This window comes from Ammonicoccus luteus (genome assembly GCF_050880385.1).
Taxonomy (GTDB): domain Bacteria; phylum Actinomycetota; class Actinomycetes; order Propionibacteriales; family Propionibacteriaceae; genus Enemella.
In genome coordinates, this window is record NZ_JBNZCI010000006.1 from 152,062 (window position 1) to 174,294 (window position 22,233).

Annotated in this window: 18 protein-coding genes and 2 tRNA genes; 10 read left to right on the forward strand and 10 right to left on the reverse strand. The window is 67.4% G+C overall.

The window, feature by feature from the left end; all coding sequences use genetic code 11:
• The first annotated feature begins 6 nt into the window (after positions 1-6).
• From serS to ACQ260_RS14035, 3 genes are all read left to right on the forward strand, one after another.
• Positions 7-1,284 carry a serine--tRNA ligase gene (serS, locus tag ACQ260_RS14025; RefSeq protein ID WP_432560081.1) on the forward strand — a complete coding sequence of 426 codons (1,278 nt, stop codon included), beginning with the start codon at positions 7-9 and terminating at the stop codon, positions 1,282-1,284.
• A gap of 10 nt (positions 1,285-1,294) precedes the next feature.
• The gene (locus tag ACQ260_RS14030; protein ID WP_432560082.1) at positions 1,295-2,122 is read left to right on the forward strand and encodes an HAD family hydrolase; all 828 of its coding nucleotides are present in this window, start codon (positions 1,295-1,297) and stop codon (positions 2,120-2,122) included.
• Positions 2,123-2,197: 75 nt separating this feature from the next.
• Positions 2,198-5,320 carry a hypothetical protein gene (locus ACQ260_RS14035; RefSeq protein ID WP_432560083.1) on the forward strand — a complete coding sequence of 1,041 codons (3,123 nt, stop codon included), beginning with the start codon at positions 2,198-2,200 and terminating at the stop codon, positions 5,318-5,320.
• A gap of 41 nt (positions 5,321-5,361) precedes the next feature.
• Here the strand turns inward: ACQ260_RS14035 and ACQ260_RS14040 are convergent, their stop codons facing one another.
• The gene (locus ACQ260_RS14040) at positions 5,362-5,937 is read right to left on the reverse strand and encodes a WhiB family transcriptional regulator (RefSeq protein WP_432560084.1); all 576 of its coding nucleotides are present in this window, start codon (positions 5,935-5,937) and stop codon (positions 5,362-5,364) included.
• Between the two features lie 850 nt (positions 5,938-6,787).
• On the reverse strand, positions 6,788-7,114 hold the full coding sequence (locus ACQ260_RS14045) for a hypothetical protein (protein ID WP_432560085.1): 327 nt from the start codon (positions 7,112-7,114) through the stop codon (positions 6,788-6,790).
• A 45-nt stretch (positions 7,115-7,159) separates the two neighbouring features.
• Here ACQ260_RS14045 and ACQ260_RS14050 point away from each other — a divergent pair, with 45 nt between their 5' ends.
• A complete protein-coding gene (locus ACQ260_RS14050; protein WP_432560086.1) occupies positions 7,160-7,765 on the forward strand; it encodes a bacterial proteasome activator family protein in 606 nt (201 codons plus the stop codon).
• Positions 7,766-7,833: 68 nt separating this feature from the next.
• On the opposite strand, the gene ACQ260_RS14055 is transcribed toward ACQ260_RS14050, so the two are convergent.
• Positions 7,834-8,781: a DUF559 domain-containing protein gene (locus ACQ260_RS14055; RefSeq protein WP_432560087.1), complete on the reverse strand. Its 948-nt coding sequence runs from the start codon at positions 8,779-8,781 to the stop codon at positions 7,834-7,836.
• 467 nt (positions 8,782-9,248) lie between these two features.
• Between ACQ260_RS14055 and ACQ260_RS14060 the strand changes: the two genes are divergently transcribed.
• Entirely contained in the window at positions 9,249-10,511 is a 1,263-nt protein-coding gene (locus tag ACQ260_RS14060; protein WP_432560088.1) for a nucleotide sugar dehydrogenase, read from the forward strand.
• 69 nt (positions 10,512-10,580) lie between these two features.
• Here the strand turns inward: ACQ260_RS14060 and ACQ260_RS14065 are convergent, their stop codons facing one another.
• From ACQ260_RS14065 to ACQ260_RS14075, 3 genes are read right to left on the reverse strand one after another with little or no spacing between them, the layout of a single operon-like run.
• Positions 10,581-11,816, reverse strand: a complete 1,236-nt coding sequence (locus ACQ260_RS14065) for an MFS transporter (protein ID WP_432560089.1) — start codon at positions 11,814-11,816, stop codon at positions 10,581-10,583.
• A 37-nt stretch (positions 11,817-11,853) separates the two neighbouring features.
• Positions 11,854-12,699 (reverse strand): LLM class flavin-dependent oxidoreductase, encoded by an 846-nt coding sequence (locus ACQ260_RS14070; protein WP_432560090.1) that lies wholly within the window; start codon positions 12,697-12,699, stop codon positions 11,854-11,856.
• A 15-nt stretch (positions 12,700-12,714) separates the two neighbouring features.
• Positions 12,715-13,701, reverse strand: coding sequence for an NAD(P)H-quinone oxidoreductase (locus ACQ260_RS14075; RefSeq protein ID WP_432560091.1), 987 nt, complete (start codon positions 13,699-13,701; stop codon positions 12,715-12,717).
• Between the two features lie 111 nt (positions 13,702-13,812).
• Between ACQ260_RS14075 and ACQ260_RS14080 the strand changes: the two genes are divergently transcribed.
• A tRNA-Ser gene (locus ACQ260_RS14080) sits at positions 13,813-13,899 on the forward strand.
• Between the two features lie 52 nt (positions 13,900-13,951).
• Entirely contained in the window at positions 13,952-14,431 is a 480-nt protein-coding gene (locus tag ACQ260_RS14085; protein ID WP_432560092.1) for a hypothetical protein, read from the forward strand.
• Positions 14,432-14,464: 33 nt separating this feature from the next.
• On the opposite strand, the gene ACQ260_RS14090 is transcribed toward ACQ260_RS14085, so the two are convergent.
• From ACQ260_RS14090 to rfbA, 3 genes are all read right to left on the reverse strand, one after another.
• Positions 14,465-16,072 (reverse strand): LCP family glycopolymer transferase, encoded by a 1,608-nt coding sequence (locus ACQ260_RS14090; RefSeq protein WP_432560093.1) that lies wholly within the window; start codon positions 16,070-16,072, stop codon positions 14,465-14,467.
• The gene (locus ACQ260_RS14095) at positions 16,072-17,247 is read right to left on the reverse strand and encodes an LCP family protein (protein WP_432560094.1); all 1,176 of its coding nucleotides are present in this window, start codon (positions 17,245-17,247) and stop codon (positions 16,072-16,074) included. Before ACQ260_RS14095 ends, ACQ260_RS14090 begins: the two co-directional genes overlap by 1 nt.
• A 66-nt stretch (positions 17,248-17,313) precedes the next feature.
• On the reverse strand, positions 17,314-18,186 hold the full coding sequence (gene rfbA / locus ACQ260_RS14100) for a glucose-1-phosphate thymidylyltransferase RfbA (protein WP_432560095.1): 873 nt from the start codon (positions 18,184-18,186) through the stop codon (positions 17,314-17,316).
• An 87-nt stretch (positions 18,187-18,273) separates the two neighbouring features.
• Between rfbA and ACQ260_RS14105 the strand changes: the two genes are divergently transcribed.
• The 3 genes from ACQ260_RS14105 (at position 18,274) to ACQ260_RS14115 (ending at position 20,848) form a co-directional block, all read left to right on the forward strand.
• Entirely contained in the window at positions 18,274-19,644 is a 1,371-nt protein-coding gene (locus tag ACQ260_RS14105; RefSeq protein WP_432560096.1) for a sugar nucleotide-binding protein, read from the forward strand.
• Positions 19,645-19,690: 46 nt separating this feature from the next.
• A complete protein-coding gene (rfbB, locus tag ACQ260_RS14110; protein WP_432560097.1) occupies positions 19,691-20,689 on the forward strand; it encodes a dTDP-glucose 4,6-dehydratase in 999 nt (332 codons plus the stop codon).
• A gap of 68 nt (positions 20,690-20,757) precedes the next feature.
• Positions 20,758-20,848, forward strand: a tRNA-Ser gene (locus tag ACQ260_RS14115).
• Between the two features lie 112 nt (positions 20,849-20,960).
• Here the strand turns inward: ACQ260_RS14115 and ACQ260_RS14120 are convergent.
• Positions 20,961-22,094, reverse strand: coding sequence for an acyltransferase family protein (locus tag ACQ260_RS14120; RefSeq protein WP_432560098.1), 1,134 nt, complete (start codon positions 22,092-22,094; stop codon positions 20,961-20,963).
• Positions 22,095-22,233: the final 139 nt, after the last annotated feature.

Below are 22,233 nucleotides of genomic sequence, written 5' to 3' on the forward strand. Positions count from 1 at the left end.
GGCCTTGTGATTGACCCGAAGTTGCTGCGCACGAACCCCGACGTCATCCGCGAGAGCCTGGTCGCCCGGCAGGCGGATCCGGGTGTGGTGGACCGTCTTCTCGAGGCCGACGAGGCCCGGCGCAGCTCGATCGCGACCTTCGAGGCCCTGCGGGCCGAGCAGAAGGGCATGGGCAAGCAGGTCGCGCGGGCGCAGGGGGAGGAGAAGCAGGCGCTGCTGGCCCGCACGAAGGACCTCGCCGCGCAGGTCAAGGAGACCGAGGCCGCGTCCAAGCAGGCCGACGTCGACTTCGAGGAACTCCTCAGGACGATCCCCAACCTCATCATCCCGGGCGTGCCCCACGGCGGCGAGGAGGACTTCGAGATCCTCGAGCACATCGGCACCCCGCGCGATTTCGCGGCGGAGGGCTTCGAGCCGAAGGACCACCTCGAGCTCGGCGAGATCCTCGGCGCGATCGACGTCGAGCGCGGCGCGAAGGTGTCCGGCAGCCGCTTCTATTTCCTGACCGGCCAGGGCGCGATGCTCGAGCTCGCGCTGGTCAACCTCGCGATGAACAGGGCCCTGGAGTGGGGCTTCACGCCGATCCTCCCGCCGGCGCTGGTCAAGCCGTCCGCAATGGAGGGCACCGGGTTTCTGGGCCAGGCGGCGCAGGACGTCTACTACCTCCCCGCCGACGATCTCTATCTGGTCGGCACCGCGGAGGTCCCCCTCGCCGCCTATCACTCCGACGAAATTCTCGACGTCGCCACCCTCCCGCGCCACTATGCGGGCTATTCGCCGTGCTATCGGCGTGAGGCGGGCTCCTATGGCAAGGACACCCGCGGCATCTTCCGGGTGCACTGGTTCGACAAGGTCGAGATGTTCGTCCACTGCGATCCGACCGAGGCCGAGGCGCAGCACCAGAAGCTGCTCGGCTGCGAGAAGGAGTTCGTGGGGCTGCTGGATCTGCCCTATCGCGTGATCGACGTCGCCGCCGGTGACCTCGGCCTGAGCGCGGCGCGCAAGTTCGACTGCGAGGCGTGGATCCCGACGCAGGGCAAATATCGCGAGATCACGTCGACCTCCAACTGCACCGACTTCCAGGCCCGCCGGCTGGGGATCCGGGGTCGTTTCGAGGAGGGGGTACGCCCCATCGCCACTCTCAACGGCACCCTCTGTGCGGTGCCGCGCATCATCATCGCGATCCTGGAGAACCATCAGCAGCCGGATGGCTCGGTGCGGGTGCCGGAGGCGCTGCGACCGTATCTCGGTGGCCGCGAGTTCCTCACTCCGGTGAACGGTTAATCTCGATCACATGGCTTCCTCTGCGGCGAAGCGTTTCTTCGGCGGTGGCCCCGACCCCGACTGGCAGCCGCGACTCGTCGCACTCGACATCGACGGGACGCTCGTCGATCACGCCGGAGTGATGCCGGACGCCGTCTATGACGCCGTTCAGCGTGTGCTGGCCGCAGGGAGTCACGTGGTGCTGAGCACGGGTCGCAGTTGGCATGCGACGAAGCCGATCTTCGACATGCTCGATCTGCCGCCGGGACATGCGGTCAGTTCCAACGGTGCGGTCGTGGTGACCTATCCGCCGTCGGAGGTCATTCGCGAGGTCACCTTCGACCCGACCGATGTGCTGGACAAGGTCGCGCAGTTCGCGCCCAACGCGCTGGTTGCGACCGAGGAGGTCGGTGTCGGCTATCGGGTGTCGGACCTGTTTCCGGAGGGCGACCTGCACGGACAGATCACGAAGGCCACCCCGGACGAGCTGCGGTCGAAGCCGGTGACCCGCGTGGTGGTGCGCGACCCGAACAGTTCGGTGCCCGACTTCCTCGCCTTGGCGCAGCAGTTGGGTCTGCACGGGGTGAGCTATTTCATCGGCTACACGGCGTGGCTCGACATCGCCCCCGAGGGCGTCCACAAGGCGACCGGGCTAGGTGAGGTCTGCGCCCGTCTCGGCGTCGACCGCGAGGACGTGCTCGCGCTCGGCGACGGCCGCAACGACATCGAGATGCTGCGCTGGGCGGGCCGCGGGGTGGCGATCGGTGATGCGCCGGATGAGGTGAAACGCGCCGCCGATGCGGTGACGAGCAACTTCGCCGACGGCGGCACTCCGAACGAGCTCGCGCGCTGGTTCTAGATCAACTGCCTTATAGGTCTGGAAGGACGCCCCCTGCGGGGTGTACCTATGTGACATCTCCCACGAGAGGTCGCCATGCCTGTCACCCCGCGCAGCGCCGCGCCCGGCCGCCCGGCCGCACCGATGAGCGAGACCGTGTTGCCCGCCTTGGCCTGGCGCGCCGGTCTCACCCTCACCCTCCTCACCGCCCTCGTCCTCCTGCTCAGTGAGATCGACCGGTTGAGCGGGCAGATCCCCGCCGTCCTCGACGGGCGGATCCATCCGTTCAGCGAACTCGTCGGCCCGCGCCCGTCGGCCGCCGCGTGGTCCGCGGTCCTCACCAGCCCGACGCGGACGTTCTGGCAGTTGCTGTGCGCGCACGTGGTGGTGGATTCGGCTTTCGTGGGGGCGTACGCGGGACTCGCGCGGTGGCTTGCGCGCGGTTCTCGGGTGGCCACAGCGCTGCTGGTGACCGCGGTGTTCGACCTGGGCGAGAACGTCCTCATCGCACTGACCTGGTTCGCCCGTCGCGATCCGGTCGGCGCCGGACCGCTCGTTGCGGCCATCATGGCCTTCACCGCGCTGAAGTGGCTGGCCGCCCTCGGCGCCGCGATTCTCGCCTTCCGGGGGCTTCAGCGCCGGTGGCCCGACGTCCGGGCGTGGCTCGGCACGGCCCGTTTCGCAGTGCGCATCCAGCGGTTCGGCGCGCTGCTCCTCGCGATCCTCGTCCTCCTCTCGCTGGTCCCACGCGACGGGGTGTTCGATCAGCTCCCGGACGTGCAGCGCTCCTGGCCCGAGTCGGCCGCGGGCTGGTTGCAGTTCGGCGCGTCGGTCGCGGTGCTGTTGGTCATGGCGGCGGCGCTGTTCGTCATGGGTCGGCTCCGGACCCAGCACCTGCTGGACGAGCAGGCACGGGGGCGGCGGGCACGGCCCGCGTACCCCCTGCTCTTCTGGCTCATCGGCCCCGTTGTGCTGTGGGTGCTCGCTCTTGCGCAGCCCCACGACGTCCTGTGGGACCGCTTGGGGCTCGTCACCGGCGGGCTCGCCGCGATCGCGCTCATCTCGTTCGTGCTGCGCCAGGGCCGCCAGCCGCCCTGGCTCGAGCCCACCCGGGCACTGGGGCGGGACCGCATCCACGCAGCCGCCCGGCTCGGTGATCTGCTCGCGATCGGCGCGATCGCGGCTTCGGGCGTCGGCCTCGCCCGCGCGTTCATCGGACCGCTCGTGCTGGGGTTGTCGCCCGCGATCAGCGCTGGTCTCACGCTCTTCGGGCTCGTCGCTGCGCTCGGCGCCTGGCCAGTCGCCGCCCGGCTGATCGACCGGCTCCACGCTTCGCGGTCGACGAGCAATTGGCGGCACCTCCTGATTCCCGGCGAGCACACCACCTGGGGCCTGCGCACAGCCGAGGGCGAGGGTGACGCCGAGCGTGACGGCGGTGCCGTGCGTGACGGCGGTCGCGTGCGCAAGGGTGCTGCCTGGCGCAAGGCCGTGATCCCGGTGGCATCGTTCGTGACGGGCCTCGCGATGCTGGCCGTGGCGGGTCTGCCGGGGCTCGGCGTCATCGGCGTCTCCGCGACCGTGCTGCTCGGGACCGGGATCATCGCGCTCTTCGTCGGCGGCATGGTCGTGCTCGGTCAGGATCTCCGCCCGCCCGAGGCGCTGGAGCGGCTGGGGTTCAGGACCACACCCGTGGTGCTCCTCCTCATCACCATCCTCCTCATCACCAACCTTTCCCCGGCGAGCACGCGGATCCACGGCCTGCGCCAACTCGCCGATCCGGTCCCGGACCGGCCGGACCTGCAGGCCGCGTTCAATTCGTGGCTCGCCGCGACGGCGGGGTGTGGGCGTGAGTCGGCGGACGGGGTGCGGTGGCGGCCGATGCTGCTGTACGCCGCGGAGGGCGGCGGGATCCGCGCCGCCTATTGGACCGCGCGGGGGATCGATCTCATCGGTGACGCCGATCCGCGGTGTGCGGCGGCGTTCCTGTCCGGGGGAGCGTCGGGCGGCGCGGTCGGTCTCACGGTGGCCCAGGTCACCGAGCCCGGTCGTGCCGCGGACGCGGTGACCGAGCTCAGCCGGTCGCAGGCGTTGGCGCAGGCATCGCTGGGGATGTTCCTCCGTGATGTGCTCCGCGCCGGGACAGGGTTGCCACTGACCCTCGGCACCGAGGGGTGGCAGGACCGTGCGGCGCTCATCGAGCAGTCATGGGAACAGGCGGTGCCCGCGCTGGCGTCGGCGTACCTTCCCGCCGAGACCCCCGACTCTCCGGACGCGCCCGGATCTCCGGACGCTCGCGACGACCTCGACCAGCGCGCGCCGGCCGATCAGCCCGAGCCCACGGCCCAACCTGGCCCGACCGCGTCGAATCCACCGGGCCAACTGGTGCTGAACACGACGGCGGTGAGCAGTGGGTGTCGGACGTACCTGAGTCAGATCACCCTCCCCACCAGCCCCACGCCGCTCGCCGATGCTCGCCCGGGGGACTGCGACGGGGACCAGGTCCCGGGCGGGCGGAGCGTGGACTTTTTCGCGGAGAGCACCGCGCACTGCGTGGAGGCGCTGCGGGCGTCGACGGTGGCGCTGACGGCGAGCAGGTTTCCGTATGTCACTCCCGCCGCCGCCATCGGCTGCCCCGGCGGTGAGATCGAGCAGCTCGTGGACGGCGGCTATGTGGAGAACACAGGGCTCGGCACGATCCTGGATCTGTGGCCGGCGGTCTCGTCGCTGGTCGAGCAGCACAACGAGACGGCGGCCGGGTCGGGACAGGACTTGGTCGTGCCGATGGTGGTCTATCTGACCAACTCACCCGGCGCCGACCTCGCCCCGCCGGGGCGCCCGGTGACGGAGGAGTTGTTGGTGCCGCCGGTGGCGTACCTGCGCGCCAGCGGCGCACAGAACAGCCCGTCGGCCCTGTTGCAGAGGTTGCGCGGGGCGACGGGCGATTTTGTGGTGGGTACGCCGCAGCAGGCCTTGCCACAACGCCGGGTGTTCGTGGTGTATCCGGCGACGCGACCAGCGCTGACGGCACCGTTGGGGTGGACCCTGTCCGAGATGAGCCGTGCCTCGATGGACGACGCCTTGGCCCAGCAGGAGAACGCTCGCTGCGGGAACCGGGGCGTACCGGACGGGACGCGACGTGCCGACAGAGTCTCGGCAGGTCTGATCTGTGAACGTGGTTACGGAACGCTGGGGGATCTCGTCGGCGCACTGCGGGGGTGAGGTCCGGCGCCGGGGGGATGAGTCGCGCCGACGAGATCCGGTCAGGCGGCCCGGCCGAACGTGGCCGGGGCGACCACCGCGCGGAACGCGGCCAGGACCTCCGCCATCGAGGGCAGGGGCCGGGGCTGGACGTGCGGGCGGTGGGCTTCGTTGCGATGTCGGCGCAGGTGGCGCTTCACCGTGGACAGCGAGCAACCGAGACGATGTGCCAAGGTCTCGAGGCTCTCGTGGGGATTGGCATAGCGGAGGCGGACAACCTCGTCGTGGTCGACGTGGCGGTTGCGCGCGGTGATGCCGGCGAGGGTGTCGAAGTCCTCGGGGGCAACGGTGATGCCGAGGCGGCTGCGGATCTCGACGCGCTGGCGTGCGGTAGTGCCGCCTGCATATCCCGCCACATCGTGCTTCACCACCGCCGCATAGAGGCACTGCTGCATCAACGGGCAGGCGTGGCAGAGGTTTTCGGCCTTGCGGGTGAGCATGGAGTATTCGCGCTGTTGGTCACTCGGAGCGGATCCCGTGGGGGGCTCCTCCAGCAAAGGATGCTGGAACAGGGAGGCAAACTCGTGGCATCCCTGGGTCGCCGACTCCGGGTGGGAGGTGAAGGTCGCGCTGCTCATGGTTGCTGTGATCCCCTTGTCTGATTCAGTCACTTCGCAAGAACGGACGGGGCGCAACGTCCCGTTGGTTCCACCCAGCGCCCACTATTTGAAGGGCGAGGTATGCACGGCTAAAGAGTTTCATCCCTGACCATGCGGAAGGCTGTTACGAGATAGGCGGAGCTACCCGACTTGCGCTGGGTGCTCGGCCCTAGGGGTGTGTGAGTACGAATACTCACACATCCATGACTATTGTCATGATCCCAGCACGAGGGGTCATGTGGGTCAAGGGACGGGTCAAAAGACCAAGTCAGGGCGGGAATGGGCGCGCGATGTCATCAGTTCCGGGGTACGCGCCAGAGCTCTGCTGGCTTCGGACGCTGGTGAGTGATTCTGGTGGGGGTATACCCCCACTAAATCCACTCACCAGGTTCAGGCGGGGCAGCCCGGGAGCTTCTGTCGACAGCCGCTGGCCGGTGGCTGCTGCCCAGGTGTCGGGGTGGTGCGGCATCGATCGGCGTGCTGCCGCCGCACATGCCCGGGGTCTCCGCCGATGTGCATGTCCCTGTCCTTGTGTTCTGACCCGCTGGGTGGATCAGAGCACAAGGACACGGACACCTTCCCTGAGAAGCTCGTCCCCGCCTGGTGCGGCGGCTGTACCCACCACCCCTTGCCTCTGACGGTCCGCGGTCACGCCCCAGATCTCTCTGGCAGCTCCGGAGTTGCTGACGCCCGCAGCTCTATTGCCGCGCGTGCCTCGCGAGCGGACTTGGTGGACGGGCTCGGGCCTGTCCAAACTGGCGAGTGAATCTAGTGGGGGTATACCCCCACCAAAGTCACTCACCAGAGCAGCGACTGCGGAACCGGGCCGTCAACGCCTGTCTGCATCCGGACCGGCCGCCTCAGGAGAGCCGCCGACAGCATTTGCATCCGGACCGGCGGTGCCAGAACCGGCAACGGCCTGATCGTCACCAGAATTGTCCTCCGGCGCATCGGTGAACACCACATACGCATCATTGAGCAGGAACGAGCTCGCCGTGATCGGGGTCTCCACCGCACTGGGCACCGGAATCCCCTTCTTCGACGGGTCCGGCGATCCGCCGGGCGTGATCGGGCGCACTGATTCGCCCATCGCCTTCTCCACCGCCGCAGCGATGAGTCCACCGCGCCCGGGGGTGACCTTGCGTACCTCTGCCATGACCCCAAGCCTAGACGCCACCCAGCCCTCCATAGACTGCAACGCATGACTGAAGAGCGCCCCGAAGAGAAGCAGAGCGACGACGAGCGCGCCCGCGTGGTGGCAGGTCAGACCTCGGATGGGCAGGTCTACGTCGTCAGTCCGCAGGGCATGGCGGTCGAGTCCGCGCCCGATGGTGACGGCAACAACCCCGATTCGGTCACTGACATGGTCCCTGAGCCGGACAAGGTCATGCGCATCGCGACCATGACCCAGAAGCTCCTCGACGAGATCAAGTCCGCACCCTTGGACGATCCGTCCCGCGCCCGCCTCGGGCACGTCTATGCGACGTCCATCGAGGAGCTCAAGTCCGGTCTCGATCCGAAACTCGCCGACGAACTCGAGCGGATCACCGAGCCGTTCGCAGAAGGCGCTACTCCGAGTGATGCCGAACTCCGCATCGTCAAGGCGCAGCTCGTGGGCTGGCTCGAGGGCCTGTTCCACGGCATTCAGACCGCGCTGTTCGCGCAGCAGATGGCTGCCCGCGCCCAGCTCGAGCAGATGCGTCGCGCGCTGCCTCCGGGCGTGCAGATCGGCGGCCAGCAGCAGCCGCCGGGTCCGGAACAGGGCGGGCCGGGCGGGAAGCCGGGCGGTTCGGGGATGTACCTCTAAGGGCTTCCCCGCCCAGCCGACCAAGAGTTGGGACGGATCGACCCCGAGTCGCGCGCGGTGGCGTGCCCTCACGCCGAGCGGCGCAGATGCGCCGCGGCTCTGCACTTCGGCCCGCAGGCGACGAAGTCTCCGCGATAACCCCGGCTGCGCTGGGTGGCGAAGATGTCGGCGGCGAGTTGGCATTCCTCGAAGTACACATCCACCCATTCCGCCCGCAACGTCACCAGCCCTCCGGCCGCTGCTGACCGGTCCCGCCTCATGTCCGCACTGCGGCGCCCTTCGTGGGCTACCCGCCCGTCGATCTCGACCACGACACGGTGCGTGTCATCGACAAAGTCCCTGCGGATGGAGAACCGGCCGAGCCAATCAGGCGCCGCCATGCGCATCTCGGGAAGCCCGTGCGCGCGCAGCACGCGCAGGACGAAATCAACCTCCAGCACACTCTCGGCACCATCGGCGACGATCCCCAACGTCAGTTCGAGCGCCCTGCGGTGCCGATGCTTGTGGCGCTGTCCGAGTTCGATCCGCAGTTGATCGACCGTCACCTTGCGCCGCTGCACCGCTCTGGCCGCGATCGCGATCGCATCCTCCCGGCTGGCGTCGGCCAGGTCGGCGAGATCGATGACCGTGTACGCCGGCGCCGTCACCCGCATCCCTCGCCGCAGCACGGTCTCCAGGCGTCGCCGGCGACGTACGCGGACCAGCGGCCGCTTCTTCCGTTGGATCTCGATCGGGACATCGACGTGGACCAGAGGTGGTGCTTTGGGCTCGATCCCCAGCACGTATGCCGCCGACCCCAGCGACAACGCAGCCCTCTCCCCATAACACAGCAGGGCGGCATGCGCCCAGGCGTGCCAGTCCAGCGGCTGCGAGTGCAGCGCATAGACACCCGGGTGGACCCTCTGCCATACGCCATGGGCGAGTTTCCAACGGAGGCTCTCCTTCGTCACCGCGCCCAGCGCCTGCGCGCGGGACACCACGCCGCACTGCCGCCTGGCGAGCTGCTCGAGATCCACACCTCACACTTTGCCTACCCGTGCACCCGCGTGGAGCGGTTATCCACAGGCGCCAAGCGCCCGGGCTCGAAGATTCCTCCTCAGTCCCGGCCCGGATCGCCCCGTCCTAACTTTGGTGAGTGAATTCAGTGGGGGTATACCCCCACCAGAATCACTCAACGGCATTTCGAGGCGCCGGGTTAGCGGTGAAACACCGCCGGCCGTAGCTCGGCAGCACACAGCTCAACGCGGTTGATGCGCGGCCAGTGGCCTGCCACCCCGGCGCGCGGTGAAACACCCCCAGAGTGACCACAACTGGTAAGTAGTCTTCGCAATTGACCACAACACCGGCTGACAATCTCGTTGTCCCAACCGCGGTCGAGCCGATCGCGGGCGGGTTACGACCGGCCTCATCGAGGCCACACCGGCGCGGTGAAAGTGGCGAGCTGAAACACAAACAACTCGGGGGAGTTATGAACAGTGCTGATGTGAGGATCGCGGTCGTCGGTCTGGGTTATGTCGGTCTGCCGTTGGCGGTGGAGTTCGGCAAGCAGCTTGAGGTGTTGGGCTATGACATCAAGCGCGAGCGGGTCGAAGAACTCCGTGGTGGTGAGGACCACACCCTGGAGGTCTCTGCCGAAGAGTTGGCCGAGGCCACGGGTCTGCGGTTCAGTGATGACCCGGCGGATCTGTCGTGGGCGAATGTCTACATCGTGACCACGCCGACGCCGATTGACGAGAACAAACGCCCTGATCTGGGGCCGGTGCTGTCGGCGTCCCGGGCGATCGCGGAAGCGCTGAAGCCCGGTGATGTGGTGATTTATGAGTCCACGGTTTATCCGGGGGCGACGGAGGAGGATTGCGTACCCGTCCTCGAACAGGTCTCCGGGCTCACCCTCAACGAGGATTTCTTTGTCGGGTACAGCCCCGAGCGGATCAACCCGGGGGACAAGGAGCACCGGGTCTCGACGATCGTGAAGGTGACTTCGGGGTCGACGCCGGAGGCGGCGGATTTCGTGGATGAGCTCTATCGGCGGATCATCACGGCGGGCACGCACAAGGCGCCGACGATCAGGGTGGCCGAGGCGGCGAAGGTGATCGAGAACACGCAGCGGGATGTGAATATCGCGCTGATCAACGAGTTGGCGGTGTTGTTCAACAAGCTCGGGATCGATACCGAGGATGTGCTGCTGGCGGCGGGCACGAAGTGGAACTTTCTGAATTTCCGTCCCGGTCTGGTGGGTGGTCACTGCATCGGGGTGGATCCTTACTACCTGACGCACAAGGCCCAGGCGGTCGGGCATCATCCGGAGATCATTCTGGCCGGTCGGCGGTTGAACGACTCGATGGGTGCCTATGTCGTGTCCCAGTTGGTGAAGCGGATGACGCAGGAGGCGATTCGGGTACGCGGCGCCCGCGTGCTCGTGCTTGGGTTGACGTTCAAGGAGAACACCCCGGACCTGCGGAACACCAGGGTGGTGGACATCATCGCGGAGTTGGAGGACTACGGGATCGAGGTCGACGTGCATGACCCGTGGGCGGACGCGGCGGAGGCGAAGGACTATTACGGGATCGATCTCGTCGCCGAGCCGGCCGAGCAGGCGTACGACGCCGTCATCCTCGCCGTCGCCCACCGCCAGTTCCGCGAGGGGGGCCTGGCAGGGGTCCAGCGGTACTGCTCCCCGGACGGCTCTGTGATCTACGACCTCAAGTACGCGCTCCCCAACGAAGGCACCAGCCTGCGCCTCTGAGCCCCCGGGTCAGCCCCCCCGGTTCAGCCCCCCCCCGTTCAGCCCCCCGTCCCCAGGGTCAGCCCCCGGTCACCCCTCGGTTCGCGCCAGCGGCTCGGAGGTTGTCGGCCGGGCCTGCCGGCGTACGCCGACGAGCACCCCGACGACCACCGCAGCGACGAGCGTGATCGCACCGCCGACGAAGAACCCGGCACCCCAGCCGAACCCGTCGATCGCGATCCCCACGGCCGGCGCAGCCAGCGCCGACCCCGCAGTCAACGCCGACCCGTGCCAGCCGAATGCCTCCCCGCGCGAGCGCTCCGGCACCAACCGGGACAACGCCTCGGTCGTTGCGGTGAAGCTCGGCGCGCAGAACAGCCCGGCGACGAACAACAGCCCGGCCATCGACAGATCCGACCGTGCGAACAGCACCGGCATCGTGAAGAACCCCAGCGCCACGACGACCAGCCACGGCGGGACCTGCCGCTGCATCGCGCCGAACAGCAGCCCGCCGATCGCGGATCCGAGACCCCAGATCGCCAGCACCCAGCCGATGGACCCGGCCTGCTCCAACGACCGCAGCCCGGCGACGACCGAAAGGTCCGTCGCGGTCAGGGCGATCGTGGTGGCGATGGTGAGCGCGAAAATGCCGAGCACGCCGGGCGTCACCCAACGCGACGTACGCCGCCCAGCGGACGCCGACTCGACCGCCGGCCCGGATTCGTCCGCAGCCGCCGAGCCCGCATGCCGCAGCGGAGGATTGACGATGAACAACGCCGCCCCACCGGCGACACAGAGCATTTGAAAGACCGTGAGGGTCCAGGCGGTGCCCCAATAGTGCGCTACCCATACCGCCAAAGCCGGCCCCGTCATGAAGGCCATCTCCGCGAGGACCGAGTCCAAGGCCAGCGCCGGCTTCCGTTGCGCAGGCTCGATGACGCCGAGCAGCGCCTGCCGCACGAGCGCGAACACGGGGATCGCGAACAGCCCGGACACGACGACGAGGATGAGCAGCAGCCAATACGACCCCCACGGCGCGAAGAGCCAGCAGGTGGGGACGATGATGAGGGAGGACAGGAGAGTACGCCGCAAACCGTGCCGATCCAGCAACCTGCCGCGCCACGGCCCGGAGACCCCGACGGCGATCGTCGCGGCCATGCTGATCACGCCGGCCGCGGAATAGCGCGGGTCCAGCCGCTCGACCACGTGCAGGGTGAGCAGCACCATCGCCCCGAACAGCGGTGCGCGACAGATCAACCCCAGGACGAGGATCGTCCGGGCCGTGGGGACGGCCCAGACCGCGCGATAACCGGCGAACGCTGACACCCTTGCAGGCTATTCGCCGCCACCGACAATCGTCGTGTCAGTTTCCGCCCAGCCCCAGCCGCGGGGCCACCTCGGCGACGACCGCGGGATCGCCCTCATACGGCCACGACCCCCGCGGCCAGGTCGTCACGACATCGGTGAACCCCAACTCCTCGGCCCGCCCGAGCTGATCGAGGAAGAATTCCGCACTGTCCAACGAAAACCGCGGCGCGGAGTCGAGATAGAGATAACGCTCAATACCCGCGCCGCCGGCGTCGTCGACCATCCGGGAGAGCTTCGCGAGATTCGCCCACCACTCATCCACGGTCTCCCCGCCGAGCCCCGTGGTCGCCCAAGCACCGTGCTCGACGGCCAGCGCAATCGCTTTCGGCCCGGTCGCCGCGACGATCATCTTCGGCGGCGTTGCCTCGACCCCGGCGACATTGCGGTAGTCCACGACCCGATAGAACTCCCCGTCGTGGTCGACGTGATCCTCGGCCAGGCTGCGCCCGAGCACGTCCAGGAACTCCCGCAGTCTCCGCGTACGTTCTCCGCGCGACAACTCCGCCCCCAGCACCTGCGCGTCGGGCTCGCCACCCGACCCGACTCCGCAGAGAATCCGGCCGCCCGACAGGTCCTGCAGGCCGACGAGCTCGCGCGCGAACGCGGTCGGATGCCGGAAGTTCGGCGACGTGACCCAATAGCCCAACGGGATCTGCGAGGTCACCGTGGCGGCGCCGGCGAGGGTGACGACGGTGGAATACCAGGCATGGTCACGCAGCGGACCCCACATCAGGTGGTCATAGGTCCAGGCGTGATCGAACCCGAGTTGCTCGATCTCTCGCCACACGGGCGCGGCCTCCGCCCAGGGCAGATCGGTCAGGACACAGACACCAACGCGCATCGGAATCTCCTCGGATCAGAAGGTCAGCACGATCTTGCCGCGGTGGTCGCCGGAATCGAAGTACGCATGCGCGTCCGTCGCCTCCGCCGCCGCGAACGTCTTCGTGGGTGCGGTCTTGATGCGGCCATCGGCATACATCGGCCAAATCGTCTCGACGACCGCTGCGCAGATCTCCGCCTTCTGGTCCGCGGGCCGTGACCGCAGCGAGGTCGCGATGACGTGGTTGCGCTTGCGCAGCAGTGCGCCCAGATCGAGTTCCGCCTTGCGGCCACCCTGCAGCCCGATCACCACGAGCCGGCCGTCCGGCTTGAGGACGCCCGTGTTAGCCGCGAGATAGCGGGCGCCCTGGTTGTCCAGGACCACATCAGCACCGCCCGCCTCGCCGAATGCAGCCGCCCAGTCGTCGTGATAGTCGACCGCGAGATCCGCGCCCAGCTCACGACAGAAGTCGAGCTTCCCAGCGCTGCCTGCCGTGGTCCAGACGGTGCAGCCGAGGGCGGTGGCGTACTGGATCGCGAACGACCCGATCCCACCCGCCCCGCCGTGGACCAGGAACGTTTCCCCCTGGTTCAGGTTTGCGACGCGGGCGTTGGAGTGGACGGTGGCGGCGACTTCGAGTACGCCGGCCGCGGTCACCAGATCCACCCCTGGAGGTGGCGGGATGACCTGGGCGGCCTCGACCGCCGCGTACTCCGCATAACCCCCGCCCGCCAACAGCGCCACGCACGGTTCTCCGACCTGCCAGGTCGTGACCCCCTCGCCGATCGCGGCGATATGCCCGGACACCTCGAGCCCGATGATCTCGGAGGCGCCCGGCGGCGGGGGATAGAAGCCCTTGCGCTGCATCACGTCGGCCCGGTTGAGGCCGGCGGCGGTTACCTTGACCAGCACCTCACCGGCCCGCGGGGTGGGCGTGGGCGCTTCGCCGAGGGAGAGCACTTCCGGGCCGCCGTCGCCGGAAGCGAGCACGGCGCGCATGGTCGTCGGGACGTCATCGCTCATGTTGTGAGCCTATGCGGCTAGCATGTTCAGGCGTGAGGGGCCTCCGGGCTGACGATGCGCCGTGATCCTGCGGGCACGACGCAAGACCGCCGAAGCCACAAGCCCCACACTGGCGAGATCGCATAGTGGACTAGTGCAGCCGCCTTGAAAGCGGCCGAGCGGGCGACCGTTCCGTGGGTTCGAATCCCACTCTCGCCGCTCCTTTCGCTCCGCGCCGGCGGAGACGCGCAGCGCAGCCACAGGAGGATGCATGACGGACGCCCACGATCCGGCACAGGCAACACCCGCTACCGATGTGACGGTGCATGTGCTGCGGGCAGCCCCACCCGTGCGGGCCCTCGGCATCGCCGCGGTCGGCAGCGTGCTGGGTGCAATCCTCATCGTGCTCTCGGCGGCCAACAACTGGTCCGCGATCGTCACGACGTTGGGCGTCATCATCCTGGTCGCGGGACTGGCACTCCTCGGCCTGGCCGTCTGGACGATGCTCAAGATGCGGGTGCAGGCGGAGCTGACGCCGACCGGTTATGTGTTCCGGACTCCGGGCGGCGTGCGGACCGGCAACTGGGCGGATACGCGCAAGGTCACCGCGTCGGAATCCGGCCGGCGGCTGAGCCTGCACCGCAAGGACGATTCGATCCAGGACGTGCTTTCACCGGTGGGCACCGAGGACGCCGCGATGCGGCGCCTCGTGGCTGATCTCACCGAGCGGTTGCAGCGCCCACGCGACTGACCTCGGACCCGAAGGCAGGAAACGACGAACGACTCACTGCTCCCACGGCGGCACGGGAGGCTGGGCTTCGGCGAGCTCGGGCTTGTAGGCACACGAGTCCGACAGATCCTCCGCCGGCAGCGGCGCCATCGGCGGCGCTGGATCGGCAGGCCCGTCCGGTCCGGCCGGCTCGGCAGGGGCAGGTTCCGCAGGACCCCCGGGCTCGGCCGGAGCAGCAGTCTCGGCGGGCGCAGCGGGAGACGCGGGCGATGCGGGTTTCGGCGGAGCGATCGCACCGGCAACCCGTGCGCGGATCCGATCGAAGTCGGGGTCACTGGAGACGAAGCCGTCCTCGCCGTTGCGCAGGACGATGCTCGTGGTCGTGCCGGCCTTGACCCGCAGGGAGAGGTCGACGACCGCCGGCAGGATCTCCTGCGGGATGTCGGTCAGCACGATGTCCTTGCCCTGTCGGGCGATCGCTTCATAGCGCGTCAGCACGTTGGCGGGATTCGCCTGCTTGATGACGGCGTCGATCACGCAGCGCTGCCGGTCCATCCGCTGGAAGTCGTCGGAGCCATAGCGGCCCCGGGCATACCAGAGCGCTTCGGCCCCGTTGAGGTGCTGGTTGGGACCCGGACGGAGCGCGGCCGTCGGCTTGATCCCGGCGCTCGTGTCGCCACCGATCGCGACCCACGTGTTGATGTTGACCGTGATGCCGCCGAGCGCGTCGATGAGTTTGTGGAAGCCCTCGAGCTCGACGAGCATGTAGTAGTCCACCTTCAGCCCGGTCGCCTCACCGACCGAAAGCTTCAGGACGTCGGCGCCGAGGTTGTCGGTGGGGCCGAGGATGTCCGGGGGGACGTTGTCGGGGACGCTCTGATACATCTCCGTGAGCATGAACGCGAGGCTCTCACCCCAGCCGTTGGTGAAGCCGTTGGGATAGTACTCATGCAACGGCGAATCCGCCGGGAACGGCATCCGCGCCGTGTTCCGCGGCAGGGAGATCAGCACGGTGTCGCCGGTGCGGGTGTCGATGCTGGCGAGGATGACCGTGTCGGTCCGCGTGCCCCACCGGTCGGCCCCGGCGTCACCACCCAGCAGCAGGATGTTGACCCGCGGCTTGTTCTTCCACGGGTTGCGACGGTCGAGCTGCGGCGCGGTGCCCGAGTTGAGGTCGGAGCCGTCTTTGAAGATCGTGTCGAGGAGTCGGGACTGGTCGAACGAATAGCGTGCGGCCACGGCCATCGGCGTGGTGATGGTCAGGACCAGTGCACCGACGAGGACCGAACCGATGGCCCGTTCGGCCTTGGTGAGCGGGCGCGGACGCAACTGGAGGTGGGTCACGACGATCAAGCCGGCCCAGGCGAGCGCGATCAGCGGGATCAGCACCACCAGGACTTTGAGCAGCAGCGAGTTCACGCCGAGGCCGATGAACGAATTCGGCGCGATGAACAGCCAGAACACCAGCCCGACCAGCAGGATCCCGAACGTCGCCAGCGCCACATAGCCCGGCTTGCGCAGACCGGATCGCACCAGCCCGGCGCCCGGCAGATAGGTCCCGAGGATGGTCCACACCGCAGCGCCGCGGAAACCGATGCGTCCGTGGGCCGACCGTTTGGGTCGTCGGGTGGCGTTGGACCAAGCTGCGCGTGGGGTGGACATCAGCTCGGGTACTTCGCCACGTATTCAGCCATCCGATCATCCCGCAGCGCCTCCGCGAGCTCTGCCATCTGTGGCTCGTCGACGACGGCGATGGACTGACCGTCGCTCGAGGTGCCGAAGCCGGTGATCGGCGCCTGCAGGGAGTGGACCGCGCTGCGTTCGCGGATCTTCAGCCCATAGACCAGTCGCTTGACCTCGCTCGACGGCAGGGTCTGGTCGACGACGACCTGCTGTGACAGCAGGTCGAGCATCTCGCCGAACTTCACGGGGTTGGCGAGGGTCTCGGGCGAGGTGGCCTTGTTGATGAGCCCCACGAGGACCGCGCGTTGGCGCTCGGCGCGGTCGAGGTCGCCGTTCGGGAGGCCATAGCGCTGGCGTACGAACGCGAGGGCTTCCTCGCCCTGGACGGTGATCTCGCCCTGCGGGAACGTGTAGCCGCCCGGTGCGGTCGACGCGTGCTTGTTCTCCACCGTCACCCCGCCGAGCTGTTCGGTCATCTCCACGAATCCACCGAAGTTGATCTCGGCGGTGTGGTCGATCTTGGTCTGGGTCAGCTCCTCGACCGTGCGGACGGCGAGGGGGGCGCGTCCCCAGGAGTACGCGGCGTTGATCTTCGCCTTGGCCCGGCGCGGGACGTACTGGTTCTCCGCCACGTCCACCCACAGGTCGCGAGGGAACGAGACGAGATAAATGTTCTCCCGGTCGCCGCTGACGTGCGCGACCATCAGCACGTCCGAGCGGCCGTCGCTGCCGTCGTCGTTCTTGTCGGCCCCGACGAGGAGGACGTTGAGGGCCTCGGAGGTCTTGACCGGCTGCCCCTCATAGGGAGCGGGCAGCAGCGAATCCTGCTCGAGGCCGCCCAGTGCGGAGTCCACCCGGCTGAAGTAGTAGCCGATCACTGCGGCGATCAACACCACCGGAATCAGCAGGGCCGCGACGGCGATCCACAACGCGCGCCGATTCCGGCGCTTGCGCCCGCGGGAGGACCGTGACGAGCCACGCGGTGCCGCGTAGTTCGCCTGCTCACTCGGTTCCGGGCGCTGGAGACGCTTGGGTGCGGTGTCGGTACGCGTGCCTGCGCGATCGGTCGACTCAGGCCCGTCCTCGTCTTCGTCGAAGAACGGAAAGTTCGACTCGCGCATGGACAACTCCTCGAGCATGGCCGGATCGGCCATGGGTGGCCTGCGCAGATTCTAGTCGCCACGCCGGATGGTTCCGAAATAGTTGTTCTTTGATTGTGATCAGCCACCCGGCCGATCGAGCAACTGCAGGAGGTACTTCCCATAGCCCGACTTGGCGAGTTGCTCGCCGCGAGCTCGGAGTTGCTCGTCTGTGAGGAACCCGCGCCGCCACGCCGCCTCTTCCGGGGACCCGACCAACAGTCCTTGGCGCCCCTGCAGGGCGTGCACGAAGCTCCCGGCGTCGTGCAGGGACGCGAAGGTCCCGGTGTCGAGCCAAGCCGTGCCGCGGGGCAGAACGGACACCTGGAGTTGGTCGCGTGCCAAGTACGCCCGATTGACGTCCGTGATCTCATACTCGCCCCGTGCCGAGGGCTTCAGGGCAGCGGCGATGTCGAGGACGTCGTTGTCATAGAAGTACAGGCCCGGCACGGCGTACTGCGATTTCGGCGCGGCGGGCTTCTCCTCGATCGAGATGGCCCGGTGGTTGTCGTCGAACTCGACGACGCCGTACGCCGTCGGGTCAGCTACCAAATAGGCGAAGACGGCTGCTCCGTCGATGGTGGCCAGACCCCGCAGTTGGCGGCCAAGCCCGTAGCCGTGGAAGAGGTTGTCGCCGAGGATGAGGGCAACGGTCTCGTCCCCCACGAACTCCCGCCCGATGACGAACGCCTGCGCCAGACCATTGGGTTCGGGCTGCGCGGCATACGCGAGTTGGACGCCGAAGTCGGACCCATCCCCCAGCAGGCGTTGGAAGAGCGCCTGCTCGTGCGGGGTGGTGATCACCAAGATCTGGCGAATGCCCGCATGAATCAGCGTGGAGAGTGGGTAATAGATCATCGGCTTGTCATAAACCGGCAGCAGTTGTTTGCTGACGCCTAGGGTCAAAGGGTGCAGCCGCGTTCCCGAGCCGCCTGCCAAGATGATTCCGCGCACGGGGCCGATTCTGCCAAGTCTGCTGGCCTGTGGCCACCGGTCACCGGTGGTGCGGGAACTCAGTGCAGTACCCGTAGAGTCGGTCGCATGAGTAGTGCGCTGACCGTGGCTCAGACCGCAATCCCTGGCCTTTTCCTGATTGATCTGCCCCTGCACGGGGATGAGCGGGGATGGTTCAAGGAGAACTGGCAACGAGCGAAGATGACGAGCCTCGGTCTGCCCGATTTTCACCCGGTGCAGCAAAATGTCGCGTTCAACGCCGAGGTCGGAGTCACGCGCGGCGTGCACGCTGAGCCGTGGGACAAGCTGGTGTCGGTTGTCTCAGGCCGCATCTTCGGGGCGTGGGTCGATCTGCGGGAAGGCGACTCGTTCGGGCACGTGGTGACCCTCGAGTTGGGTCCGGAGAAGGCCGTGTTCGTCCCGCGGGGCGTGGGAAATGCGTACCAGACCCTCGAGCCCGGGACGACCTACAGCTATTTGGTCAACGAGCATTGGAGTGAGTCCGCGCGCGATTCCTACACATTCCTCAACGCGGCCGACCCCGCGGTCGGCATCACGTGGCCCATCCCGCTGGAGCGATCCACGCGGTCAGCCGCGGATCTAGGTCACCCGGCGTTGGCGGACGTGACGCCATTCGCTCCGCGGCGGACGGTGATCCTGGGTGGGGAGGGGCAACTCGGCCGGGCGCTGGCACGAACGATCCCCAGCGCAGAGGTCTTCTCGCGGCGAGAGCTGGACCTGACCGCGCCGCAGGACTTTGACTGGTCGGGCGTCGGCACGATCATCAACGCGGCGGCCTACACGGCCGTGGACGCCGCCGAGGCAGAGCGTGCTGCGGCGTGGGCGGTGAACGTCACCGGCGTACGCAAGCTCGTGGGGATCGCCCGCGAGCACCGGGCGACGCTGGTGCACGTGTCGTCGGACTACGTCTTCGACGGAACACAGGAGGTGCACACCGAAGAGGAGCCGCTCAGCCCGCTCAGCTTCTACGGTGTCACCAAAGCCGCAGGGGACGAGCTCGTCGCCACCTGGGACCGGCACTACATCGTCCGGACGTCCTGGGTGATCGGAGACGGGAAGAACTTCATCACCACGATGGCCAGTCTTGCGGAACGGGGAATCGAGCCCTCTGTCGTCGATGACCAGCACGGACGGCTGACCTTCACCGACACTCTCGCCGAGGGTATTGCCCACCTCCTCGCGAGCGGTGCCACATTCGGAACGTACAACCTGACGAACTCCGGTCCGCAAATGACCTGGGCCGAGGTCGCGAAGGCGGTGTTCCGCGAGTGCGGCCGTGCCGACGGTGCCGTCAAGCCTGTCACCACGGCTGAGTATTTCCTCGGTCGCGACATGGCGCCTCGGCCTGATCATTCCACCCTGGACCTGGGCAAGATCAGCGCGGCCGGCTTCGTTCCGCCCCCACCGCCGGCGGGCCTCCGGATCGCTGAGTCCTGACAACTGAAGCAGTTCGCTGGCCATTTACTGAGGAAGGTCGATAGCTGTGGCGCATCTTCTCGTCACCGGAGGGGCCGGCTTTATCGGCTCCAACTTTGTGCATTCGGTGTTGTCCGACACGGACGACCGGGTGACCGTGCTGGACGCGCTGACGTACGCCGGCGACAGGCGCACCTTGGCCGGCCTGCCGGCTGACCGCCTCGAGTTCGTGCACGGCTCGATCGCGGATGGGGACCTGGTCGATGAGCTCGTGTCCGGGGCGGATGTGGTGGTGCATTTCGCGGCCGAGTCGCACAACGACAACTCGCTGCGCGATCCGCGGCCGTTCGTCGACACGAATCTGGTTGGGACGTTCAACCTGTTGGAGTCGGTGCGTCGGCACGAAACCCGGTTCCATCACATTTCGACCGATGAGGTCTATGGCGACCTCGAACTCGACGATCCGGAGCGGTTCACCGAGACAACGCCGTACAACCCGTCGAGCCCGTACTCGGCCACCAAGGCCGGGTCCGACCTGCTCGTCCGGGCGTGGGTGAGATCGTTCGGCATCCGGGCGACGCTCAGCAACTGTTCGAACAACTACGGGCCGCGGCAGCACATCGAGAAGTTCATTCCCCGCCAGGTCACCAACCTGCTGGATGGGCGGCGGCCCAAGCTCTATGGCGACGGCCTCAACGTGCGCGACTGGATCCATGTCGATGATCACAACGCTGCGGTGCTGCGGATCATCCAGGACGGTCAGATCGGTGAAACGTACCTCATCGGCGCCGATGGCGAGCTCGACAACAGGTCTGTCATCGAACTCATCCTGGAGTTGATGGGGCACCCGAGGGATGCGTTCGACCACGTCACCGACCGTGCGGGCCACGACAGGCGGTATGCGATCGACTGGTCCCGGCTCCGGGATGAGTTGGGGTGGCAACCGCGGTACCGCTCGTTCGAGGAGGGGCTCGCGCGCACGATCGACTGGTACCGGGCCAACGAGGCGTGGTGGCGGCCGGTGAAGGAAGCGATCGAGGCACGGTACGCCGCGGCCGGCCAGTGACCAACGACGACCGCCTTGGATTCGATTGGCCGCATCCGCCCGGGTCCACTAGGATGAACCCTCGTTGAGGAGGCGTCGCCTAGTACGGTCTATGGCGCCCGCCTGCTAAGCGGGTTTGGGGCTTCAACCCCATCGCGGGTTCAAATCCCGCCGCCTCCGCGCACGAAACGGGCGCTGTGCAGCACGCACGGCGCCCGTTGTCGTTGCTGGATCGAAGTTGACCCGGCGGTCCACTCGAGTTGTGGCGGGTCCGGCGAGCATGCGGTGCAGGTCAGGCTTGGTGGCGTTCCGGCTGTTCGTCCGGGGCGGTGCTTGGCTTTCGGGTCAGCAGCGCAGATGCACTGGCGCCGCGCTTGGTGTGACCGGTCGTCAAGAGGCGTCCCAGTCGGAAGGAATTGGCAAGTTCATAGGCGATAAGCGAACCAAGGAGCGCCAGCAGAGTGAGGGCGACACTGCTTGCCACCGCGTGCAGGTCCCACGATGCGACGACAGGTCCAAAGGCGTAGATGAGAACGTTATGGACTAGGTAAACGGTCAGTGAGGCATCCACAACCCAACGGACGGTGATGCTAGCCCTATCGAAGCCGGCTCGGAACAGGAGCAAAAGGATGGCCGCCCATGCCATGCCCGTGACGCCGGCAATGGCGAAGTTGGCTGCGCCTGCCACAACACCCGGAAGAACTATCGACGTCGCATCTGTCAGGAGAATGCAAGATCCGATTATGGCGATGACTGCCACGGGCAATCGGGCCCATGTCGACAGGCGGTCAAGTGTTCCCGGAGCGGCGGCAACCAGCACCCCGATGAGGAACTCCGCAAACTGTGACGGAAGCCCGAGCCCTAGCAAGCCGCCCGACCTCTCGTCGATTCGAAGAACAAACCAAGCCGTTGAGATGACTACGGTGCCCACGGACAGTACGGCGATAGTCACAAGATACTGTCCTGGCCCGCGAGTGGCCCACGCGCCGGCCGTTTTGGCCAACGATCTGACTCGGGCGACCCGCCACGCCAGCGCAAGGATGGCGCAATATATCAGCAGGTACAGCAGGAACCAGGCGTGGTAAGTCTTTATGCTTAACGCCTTCCAGTCCCCGTCCTTCAAGATCAAGGTCTGTATCGGGCTCAGCACGGCGACCGCGAAGATCAGTGGGATACCGAGCCGGCGGACTCTTCCTGACCACCAAGTGGTGACACCGCGCCGCTCCAAGAGCAGGACGGCGAAGACTCCCGCGATGAAGAAGAAGGCAGGCATCCGGAAGTGAGTCGAGAACGAGACGACTGCGTCAAGACCCGACGACTCGCCGCGGAAGAAGAGCCCTGCGTGGTAGGGGACACCAAGCAGCATCAGCGACGCTCGAAGAGCGTCTAAGTAGTGCCAGCGAGCAGGAGCAAGGACCTGAGGCATTGGGGAACTTGCTCCAATCAACGGCTTAGCTTCCAGAGTGTCAGGCTAACCGGAAAGCATAGGGGTCGTGGCACAGAGAGCGGCGTTCGGAACCGCCCGTGGACGCCTACAGCTACGTGGCATCAATAACTGCGTTGGC

Coding starts and splice junctions, on each gene's coding strand:
- ACQ260_RS14030 (WP_432560082.1), top strand. CDS start 1,295: ATGGCTTCCTCTGCGGCGAAGCGTTTCTTCGGCGGTGGCCCCGACCCC.
- ACQ260_RS14035 (WP_432560083.1), top strand. CDS start 2,198: ATGCCTGTCACCCCGCGCAGCGCCGCGCCCGGCCGCCCGGCCGCACCG.
- ACQ260_RS14040 (WP_432560084.1), bottom strand. CDS start 5,937: ATGAGCAGCGCGACCTTCACCTCCCACCCGGAGTCGGCGACCCAGGGA.
- ACQ260_RS14045 (WP_432560085.1), bottom strand. CDS start 7,114: ATGGCAGAGGTACGCAAGGTCACCCCCGGGCGCGGTGGACTCATCGCT.
- ACQ260_RS14050 (WP_432560086.1), top strand. CDS start 7,160: ATGACTGAAGAGCGCCCCGAAGAGAAGCAGAGCGACGACGAGCGCGCC.
- ACQ260_RS14070 (WP_432560090.1), bottom strand. CDS start 12,699: ATGCGCGTTGGTGTCTGTGTCCTGACCGATCTGCCCTGGGCGGAGGCC.
- ACQ260_RS14075 (WP_432560091.1), bottom strand. CDS start 13,701: ATGAGCGATGACGTCCCGACGACCATGCGCGCCGTGCTCGCTTCCGGC.
- ACQ260_RS14085 (WP_432560092.1), top strand. CDS start 13,952: ATGACGGACGCCCACGATCCGGCACAGGCAACACCCGCTACCGATGTG.
- ACQ260_RS14090 (WP_432560093.1), bottom strand. CDS start 16,072: ATGTCCACCCCACGCGCAGCTTGGTCCAACGCCACCCGACGACCCAAA.
- ACQ260_RS14095 (WP_432560094.1), bottom strand. CDS start 17,247: ATGGCCGATCCGGCCATGCTCGAGGAGTTGTCCATGCGCGAGTCGAAC.
- ACQ260_RS14105 (WP_432560096.1), top strand. CDS start 18,274: ATGAGTAGTGCGCTGACCGTGGCTCAGACCGCAATCCCTGGCCTTTTC.
- ACQ260_RS14120 (WP_432560098.1), bottom strand. CDS start 22,094: ATGCCTCAGGTCCTTGCTCCTGCTCGCTGGCACTACTTAGACGCTCTT.